Annotated in this window: 6 protein-coding genes and 1 pseudogene; all 7 read left to right on the plus strand. The window is 73.3% G+C overall.

What is annotated here, in order from left to right; translation table 11 throughout:
• A pseudogene (locus tag ACFWOG_RS36525) lies at window positions 1-611 on the plus strand (hypothetical protein); the annotation flags it as partial.
• 53 nt (window positions 612-664) lie between these two features.
• On the plus strand, window positions 665-1,315 hold the full coding sequence (locus ACFWOG_RS36530) for a hypothetical protein (protein ID WP_380363700.1): 651 nt from the start codon (window positions 665-667) through the stop codon (window positions 1,313-1,315).
• Between the two features lie 302 nt (window positions 1,316-1,617).
• Entirely contained in the window at window positions 1,618-2,871 is a 1,254-nt protein-coding gene (locus ACFWOG_RS36535) for a sensor histidine kinase (protein WP_380363702.1), read from the plus strand.
• Window positions 2,872-3,067: 196 nt separating this feature from the next.
• Complete coding sequence (locus ACFWOG_RS36540) at window positions 3,068-4,102, plus strand: SGNH/GDSL hydrolase family protein (protein WP_329878059.1); 1,035 nt, start codon at window positions 3,068-3,070, stop codon at window positions 4,100-4,102.
• Window positions 4,103-4,259: 157 nt separating this feature from the next.
• Window positions 4,260-6,566 carry an iron-containing redox enzyme family protein gene (locus ACFWOG_RS36545; RefSeq protein WP_380363705.1) on the plus strand — a complete coding sequence of 769 codons (2,307 nt, stop codon included), beginning with the start codon at window positions 4,260-4,262 and terminating at the stop codon, window positions 6,564-6,566.
• A gap of 11 nt (window positions 6,567-6,577) precedes the next feature.
• A complete protein-coding gene (locus ACFWOG_RS36550) occupies window positions 6,578-8,398 on the plus strand; it encodes a carbamoyltransferase (RefSeq protein ID WP_355408049.1) in 1,821 nt (606 codons plus the stop codon).
• Between the two features lie 96 nt (window positions 8,399-8,494).
• Window positions 8,495-8,737 (plus strand): hypothetical protein, encoded by a 243-nt coding sequence (locus tag ACFWOG_RS36555; RefSeq protein ID WP_380363707.1) that lies wholly within the window; start codon window positions 8,495-8,497, stop codon window positions 8,735-8,737.
• Window positions 8,738-8,904: the final 167 nt, after the last annotated feature.

Here is an 8,904-nt window from a genome sequence, read left to right on the forward strand (position 1 = left end):
GGGGGCGGCCGGGGGCGTCGGGCCCGACGCCCCCGGGGAACGCGTGCCGCACCGCCCCTGAGTGCCCGGGCGCGACGGGCCGGGTTTCCGTACTGCCGCGCCCTGCCCACCGCGCCGTTCCGTGCCGCACCGCGCCGCACAACCCCACCCGAGGCCCGTCGTTCACCCTCCTGACGCCGGCCGTCACCGCCGTCGTCCTGGTGTTCACGGTCGCGTACCTGAGGCGCGACGGGGTGACCCGGCCGGACCAGCTGGTCGACGTCCGGCCGCTCCTCGCGGTCCTCGGGTGCTGGATGTCGGTGCGCTCCTTCCGGCGTCGGCGGCGTCAGCTCTCCGCCGTAACCTGCGGTCCGCTGCCGGGCCGGACGCGGCGCCCGTGGCTCACCGTGTACGCGGTGCCGGGCGCCGAACTCGGGATCCGGCGGACCCATCTCCGGGCCGGCCAGCAGGTGTACGCGCTGCTGCGCCTGGACCGGCTGCCGGACCAGGGCGCGGCCGTCCCCGACGCGGTCCGGGCCTTCGCCGGCCACCGCTACGCCGACTCCGTCCGGCCCCGCACCGGCGTCCGGCCGCCCGTCCCCGACCGCCGAACTGTCAGAGGCCGGTCGTAGATTCGGCGCGACCGAGCAGCACCCGGCCACCCACGGACAGGACGCCGAGACCGATGACCTCCCCGACCGCCGACCACGGCACCGCACTGACCGACCGCGTCGTCGCCTCCGTCGAGGCCGATCCGCACCGGCTCGTCCTCGGCTACAGCCCCTGGGTCGGCCCCTGGCTCACGGGCGCTCCGGAGCCGATGCCGGCCGACGTCCTGGCCGGGATCACCTTCCCCAGCGGGCGCCCGCTCCCGCCCAGCCTGCGGCGCTGGCTGGCCTACGACACGAGCCTGCTGCGCCGGTTCGACTGGTTCGGACCGGAGGGCGACTTCACTCCGCGCCCGATGGGGAAACTCGCCGACGAGGAGTTCGGCGAGCCGTGGGGCTCCTGCTTCGCCGCGCTGTCGGACCGCTTCGACGAATGCTTCCTGCTCCCCGGCGGATCCGACTCGCGCCGTGTCCTGGCGACCGGCGAGCCCGACGCGCACGGCGAGTACCCGGTGTTCGCCCTCGACGTCGACGACATCCCGTGCATCATGCTGATGTACCCGGGGCTGGACGTCTACCTGGCCGACACCGCCGGGCTGATCACCCTCCGGGGCGAGGGCTACTCCGACCTGGCGGACGACCGCACCTACGGCCCGCGGATGCGCGAGCACGCCCGCCACGCCTTCGGCGGGGCACTGCACGAGGAGTGCCTGCCGGACGAGTTCTGAGCCCGCCCCCGCAAGGACGCGGCGATCGCCTGTGCGGTGCTCTTCGGCCTGTTGTGGGCGGCCGAAGTCCGGGTGCCGACCGAGCTCACGGGCGACCTGTCCCCCCTTCGGGAGGAGCCGGTCTCCCGGCATCGACCTGGGGCGGACGTGACCCGTGTCGGGCGCAGTGCCGCGGGTTCGGCGGACCGGGGTGTTGACCGGTCCGCCGAACCCGTCAGCGTTTCGGCCAACTTGGGCGCCCTGTGCATGACACCCAGGCACCCCGTGTATGAACTCGCCGTACACCGATCAAGGGCGAGGGCATGAACATCCCCACAAAGAGTCCCCACCGTTTTGTCTCCGCACCGGTCACCGAAGAACCCCACGGCGAGACCATGCCGCCACGGTTCGCCTACGCACTCGTAGGAGCGGTCACCTTCGGGCTCAGCATCATCGGAGCCGTCAATCTCGCGAAGCGCACCCACGACAGACCAGGGCTGGTGAGCGCCCTGCTGATCGTGACCTGCTGCTTCCTCCTCCAGCTCTACAACTGCCACCCCCGGGCGCTCCGAGCGCCGCGCAAGCACACCGCCTGGCTGCTCAGCCTCCAGGCCGTCCTGACCTTCCTGACCCTGCCGCTCACCGATGTCCTCTCGGGCAGCCTGAGCGGTTTCCTCGGCGGCGCGATCCTCATCGCGCTGCGCGGCAGACCGCTGGCCTGGGCGCTGTACGCGCTCGTGAACGTCGCCCTGCTGGCGCTCTCCACGCGCCAGCACGACGGGCTCGCGCCGATGTACCTCGAACTGTCTTCGCTGGCAGTCGGGTTGCTCACCTACGGCCTGAGCGCACTGTGCGACCTCGTGCACCGCCAGCACGAGGCCCGGCAGCGGGCGGCCTGGATCGCCGTCTCCAGCGAGCGGCTGCGGTTCTCCCGGGACCTGCACGATCTCCTCGGGTACAGCCTCTCGGCGATCACCCTGAAGATCGAGCTGATCCAGCGCCTGGTCGGCACCGACGACGGCCGGGCCCAGTCCGAGCTCCGGGACACTCTTCTGATTGCCCGTCAGGCACTGGCCGACGTACGTGCGGTGGCCACCGGGCCGCAGGCCATGTCGTTGGCCCGGGAGCTGAGAGTGGTGCGCGGGACCCTGGAGACCGCCGGGGTCAGCCTCAGAATCGACGGGCAGCCGCCACAACGGCTCGACGAACAGGTGGGCACCAACCTGTCGATCGTGATGCGGGAGGCCGTCACCAACCTGCTCCGCCACAGCGACGCCACCCGGTGCACGGTCATCATCGCGGAGCGGGCCGGCCGGGTCCATCTGTCGGTGGCCAACAACGGGGTCCGGGCCTCACCGGAGACCGCCTCCGTGCGGCGCGGCATCGGGCTGAACAACCTCCGCGCGCGGCTCGCGCTGAGCGGCGGGACCGTCACCACGACCAGCTGCGGCGACTGGTTCTGGCTGTACGCCGAGTGCCCGGTGCACCCGGGGACGGCCGGCACCGGGGCCGACGGTTCGACCGGGGCCGCCGGCTCGGCCGGCTCGGCCGAGGACCCCTGTCAGGCCGCCGCCTGACCCTGGACCGACGCCCGCCCCGGACCGCCCTGCGCCCGGGGCGGGCGGGCTCCGGGCCGGGCCCGGCACAGGCCCCGGGACAGGGCTCCGGGACAGGGCTCCGGGACAGGGCTCCGACGGGGTTCGAGCGGCATTCGAGGCACGCCTCGAAGACTCGGTGGTCGAAGAGACCCACCGGTACATCGGAGGCGCCGCAGTGGAAGCGCAGCACCGGCTGACGCCGCAGATCAGGCAGTACGAGGACTTCGCGACCGGCGAGATGCGCTGGCTGCCGCACGTGACGTTCTTCAACCGGACGGGCTACCGCTCCTCGACGGTGAACACCGACGCCGGAGGGTTCCGCGTCTCCCACGGGACCGCCGGGCCGGTCTCCCTGCACGGGACGGTTCCCGAGGAACCGGTGGGGGTCGTCCTGGGCGCCTCCCCCGCGTTCGGCTTCGGGGCCGGCGGTGACGCCTGGACGATCCCCTCGCTGCTCGCCCGGGGCCCGCGCGCCCGGCCCTGGCTCAACCTGGCGGCGCCGGCCTTCAACTCCACGCAGGAGGTCCTCCTCTTCCTGCTGCACCGGCACCGGCTGCCGGCTGTGCGCGACGTCCTGGTCTTCTCGGGGCTCAACAACCTCGTGGTGGCCGGTCTGCCGCAGGCCGACGACGACTACCCGCAGTTCTTCTTCTCGGGCGACTTCTTCGGCCAGCTCGGCACGCCCGACCTCGGGCAGCGGCTGGGCCAGCCGGGGTGGGCCCGGGGCCGGCTCGGCCGGGTCGCCAAACGGCTCGGCCGGCAGGACGAGCCTGCGGACGGCGGGACCGCCGTGCCCGACCCCGCCGAGCGGATCGACACCGCCGTCCGGCACGTGGCCCGCGACCTGCGGGCGCTCGCCGACCTGGTGACCCCGCTCGGAGCGCGGCTCCACTACGTGCTGCAGCCCACCGCCGCCTGGACCCGCAAGCCGTTCACGGCCGAGGAGCGGGCACTCATCGCGGAAGCGGGCAACGAGCGCGCGGGCATGTGGAACCTCTTCGCCCCGGTCCTCGACCCGGCCGTGCACCGCGCGTACGCCGAGCGCCTGGCGGCCGTCTCCAAGGAACTCGGGGTTCCGTTCCTCGACGCCAACGCGGCGATCGCGGCGTCACCGGCCGCCGGTGAGTGGCTCTTCGTCGACCAGGTCCACCTCACCGACCGGGGCCACCAGGTGACCGCCGAGCTCATGCGCACCGCGCTCGACCTCTGAGCCGCACCACCCGCCGACCACCTCAGCAGTAGGGAGCCGACCGATGTTCCGGAAGATCGTCGCGCTGTTCCGCCGCCGCCGTCGCAAGCGCCGCAACGACAGCTCCATCTACCCGATGTTCTGATCCCCACGCCCGAACGGAGGTGCGCGGTACGCCATGAGGAACACAGCCGTCCAGCCCGAGCCCGACCACCGCATCCTGTACCTGCGCGCGCTCGACCCCGAGGGGGACCTGCCGCTCCGGCCGGCGGACCTGGAACCGGTGCGGGCGGCGCTCGCCGCCGCCGGCCCGGAGGGCCGGCGCACCGGACAACCTGCCCGCGAACAACCCGCCGGCGATCAACCCACCGACGAGCAAGCGGACTTCGAGGAGCTGACCGGGCTCGCCCGTACCTGGGCGGCCGAGGTCGGCGAACGGTTCCGCAAGGTCCTGGCCGGACCGGACGTCCGCCCGACCGGCGGGCCGGACAACGGCGCGGCCGTCCGGTGCGTCCTGCTGAACTGCGCGCCACTGGCCCTGTCCGCCGGTGCGTGGCTCCAGTGGCTGTCCAGCTCGGGCAACGCGGAGACCGAGCTCGCCCTGCGGGTGCTCACCCTGTACGCCGCAGACGTCGGCGTCGGCTACCCGGAGGCGGACCGGGGCTCCGACTACAGCCGCGTCCTGCACCGGCACCGGATCGAGGAGCCGATCGCCCGGATCCGGCTCGCCGCCAACGAGCGGGTCGAGGGCTTCAGCTTCCGGCTGCCCGCGCTGCTGCTCGCCATGAGCCGGCAGCCCGGCGCCTTCCTGCCCGAACTGCTGGGTGCCGACCTCTGTCTGCGGTCGGTCGGCCTGCCGCCCCCGCTCGCGGGGCTCGGACCGGAGGTCCTGGACCGGGACGACGTCCTGGCCCTGGACCTCGGCGCCGCGCGCGGCGAGCCGACGGCCACCGCGCTGGACCTGTCGGCCGCCGCCGCCCGCCAGTACCTGGCGGAGAACGGGCCGGCCGGTGCGGAGCGGCTGCGCCGGGGCTTCCACTGGGCCCTCGGCGAACTGCGGCGCTGGTGCGACGCGTTGCTCGACGAGGCGCTGATCTCCCGGCACCCGGACTACGAGGTGTGGCGGATGATCTGCACCCGGGCCCGGCAGGCCGCCGTCTACCACTCCCGGTTCAAGCTCGCGGGCCGGCCGCTCGGCGCGTGGTTCGCGGACGTCGGCAGCGGGCCCGGCCCGTTCCTCGACGCGCTGGCGGCCAGCCCGCTGGTCCGGCCGGGCAGGCCCGACGCCAGCCCGCTGCTGCGCGGCCTGATCGGTCCCAAGGGTCCGATGTTCCGGATCTTCACACCGGCCGAGATCGCCGTCCTGCGCCGCTGGATCGCCGGTCTGCCGACCGACGGTGCCCCCGGGGCGAACGGCGTCAGGGCGGCGAGCAGTTCGGTCGACGGCGGTGCGGCGGGCGCTGCGGCGACGGACGGCGACGGCCCCGGCCGACCGGACGACCGCCGGGCCCTGCACCGGGCCCAGCGTTCCTGGTACCTGCACCAGGAGCGTCCGGCCCCGGCGCCGTCCGCCCCCGACGGCGCCCCGCTCCCCCGGCTCGACGTCCGGGCGGCGTACCGCGCGCTGCTCGCCCGCAAGGACACCCCCGGCCTGCGGCGGTACGCGTACGACTACGCCCGCCGCTGGCTGGCCCGGGCCCGCTACGGCCTCGACCGCGCCCCTCAGCAGCTGCCGGCCGCCTGGGCGGGCGAGAACGGCCTGCGGGAGTGGCTGGACCAGGCGCACGACCGGCACGGCACGGAGTTCACCGAGAACCGCGTGCCGATCCCGAGCCGGGAGGAACTCATCGACTCCACGCTCCAGTTGGCACCACTGATCATGATCGACGGCGGCTGGTTGCAGGGGTTCACCGACTACCGGCTGGCCTCCTCCCGCTGCGGCCAGTTCCTCTTTCGCACATACTGGGACGAACTCGGGAACGGCGAAAGGGAGTTGAACCACCCGAAGATCTACCGGGACCTGCTCGCCACGATGGGCGTCGAACTGCCGCCCACCGACTCCGCCGGGTTCGCCGGGTGGCCCGGGCTCCGGGACGACTCCTTCGCCCTGCCGGTCTACTGGCTGAGCGTCTCCCGCTTCCCCCAGCGCTTCCAGCCGGAGATCCTCGGCCTCAACCTCGCCATGGAGCTCTCCGGTGTCGGCGGCAGCTACCGGAGCGCGCGGGCGGCCCTGCGGCACCACGGTTTCAGCACCCAGTTCGTGGACCTGCACAACACCATCGACAACGTCGCCACCGGCCACTCCGCCTGGGCCGCGGACGCGATCGACAGTTACATGGCCGACCTCCCCGGTGTGGTCGGCCCGCAGCAGGAGAGCACCGTCTGGGAGCGCGTCCGGGCCGGGTACCGGTCCCTCAACCCCCCGGAGGGCACCGTGCCCGACCTGTACGCGGCACTGAACGTCACGTTGAAGAAGAGGAATTGAGGAGCTGACCGGTGGCCACCACAGTGCTTGGCATCGCGGCCTACTACCACGACAGCGCCGCCGCGCTGGTCGGCGCGGACGGCATCGCGGCCGCCGCCCAGGAGGAGCGGTTCAGCCGGCGGCGGCAGGACCCGGCCTTCCCCGCGCAGGCCGTCCGGTACTGCCTCGACGAGGCCGGGATGACGCTGGACGACGTCGACGCGATCGCCTACTACGAGGACCCGGCCCGCAAGTTCCGCCGGGTGCTCGCCACGTACGCGGCGACCGCGCCGCACACCTGGAGCTCCTTCCGGGAGGTCATGCCCGCCTGGCTCGGGTGGAAGGCCCGAACCCTGGACACCGTGCGCAAGGAACTGCGCGGGCTGGGGCTGGGCGACGTCCCCCCGGTCCGGCGGTTCGGGCACCACGAGTCGCACGCCGCCTCCGCCTTCCTCCCGAGCCCGTACGAGTCCGCCGCGGTGCTCTGCGTCGACGGCGTCGGCGAGTGGGCCACCACCTCGCTCTGGCACGGCACCGGGGACGGCCTGCGACCGCTCGCCGAGCTGCGGTTCCCGCACTCGCTCGGTCTGCTGTACTCGGCCTTCACCTACTTCTGCGGCTTCAAGGTGGACTCCGGCGAGTACAAGCTGATGGGCCTCGCCCCGTACGGGAAGCCGGTCTACGCACGGCTGATCCGGGAGCGGCTGATCGACCTGAAGCCGGACGGTTCGTTCCACCTCGACACCGACTGGTTCGAGTTCCTGCACGGCCACGTGATGACCGGGCGCCGGTTCGAGGAGCTGTTCGGCGGTCCTCGCCGGGAGCCCGAAGCCGCGCTCACCGAGCGGGAGTTCGACCTCGCCGCGTCCGTCCAGCAGGTGACCGAGGAGGTGATGGTCCGGCTGGCCCGCACCGCCCGCGAGCGGACCGGCGAGCGCCGGCTCTGCCTGGCCGGGGGCGTCGCGCTCAACTGCGTGGCGAACGGCCGGATCGTCGAGGAGGGGATCTTCGACGAGGTCTGGATCCAGCCCGCCGCCGGGGACGCCGGCGGTGCCCTCGGGGCCGCCCTGCTGGCCCAGCGCGCCCCGCGCCGCCACCCGCGGCAGGGCCGGGACGCGATGCGCTCCTCCCGGCTCGGCCCGGGCTTCGACGACCGGCGGATCGGGGCGTACTTCGACGCCCACGCCATCCCCTACACCCGGCTGAGCTCCGAGGAGCTGTCCCGGCGGGTCGCGGACCAGCTCGCCGACGGCAAGGTGGTGGGCTGGTTCCAGGGCCGGATGGAGTTCGGCCCCCGGGCACTCGGCGGGCGTTCGATCCTGGGCGACCCCCGGAACCCGGCGATGCAGTCGGTGATGAACCAGAAGATCAAGTTCCGGGAGTCGTTCCGTCCGTTCGCGCCGATCGTCCTGGCCGAGGACGCGGAGGAGTACTTCAAGCTCTCCCAGCCCAGCCCGTACATGCTGGTGGTCGCCCAGGTGGCCGAACAGCAGCGGCTGGAGTCGGACGGGGACGCCCGGGGCCTGGACCGGCTGAGGACCGCCCGCTCCACCATCCCCGCCGTCACCCACGTCGACCACTCCGCGCGGATCCAGACGGTGACCGCGCAGGCCGACCCCCGGCTGCACCGGCTGCTCGGCGACTTCAAGGAGCGGACCGGCTGCCCCGTCCTGGTCAACACCTCCTTCAACGTGCGCGGCGAGCCCATCGTGGCCACCCCCGAGGACGCCTACCGCTGCTTCATGCGCACCGACATCGACACCCTGGCGATCGGCGGCTTCCTGCTCGCCAAGGCCGACCAGCCGGCCTGGACCGAGGAGGGCGACTGGCGCGACGAGATCCCGCTCGACTGACCACCCGCCCCCGCCGTCCGACCCCCGACCACCCGCCCGGCCCCGACCACCCTCCTCCGCACCACCCGACTCCCGGACTCCGGAAGGACGACCCCGATGGGCACCGCACGTCCCAGCACCGCACGTCCCAGCACCGAACCTCACGGCGCCGAAGCCCGCAGGACCGCACGCACCGACGGCGAACGCCTGGACGCCGCGCGCCGGACCGGCCTGCAGTTGCTGCTCCTGCTCGTCTACCTGCTGGTGTTCACACCGGTGGGGCTGGTCGCCCGGCTGGTCCGCGACCCGCTCGACCGCGCCGTGGACCGGTCCGCCGCCAGCTACTGGATCACCTCGTGACGGAGGGCCGGCGTGCCTAAGCGCAGTGACATCAAGTCCGTTCTGGTGATCGGTTCCGGCCCGATCGTGATTGGTCAGGCGGCGGAGTTCGACTACTCGGGTACGCAGGCGTGCCGGGTGTTGCGGGCCGAGGGTCTGCGGGTGGTGCTGGTGAACTCGAACCCGGC

It is taken from the genome of Kitasatospora sp. NPDC058406 (assembly GCF_042722765.1).
Classification (GTDB): domain Bacteria; phylum Actinomycetota; class Actinomycetes; order Streptomycetales; family Streptomycetaceae; genus Kitasatospora.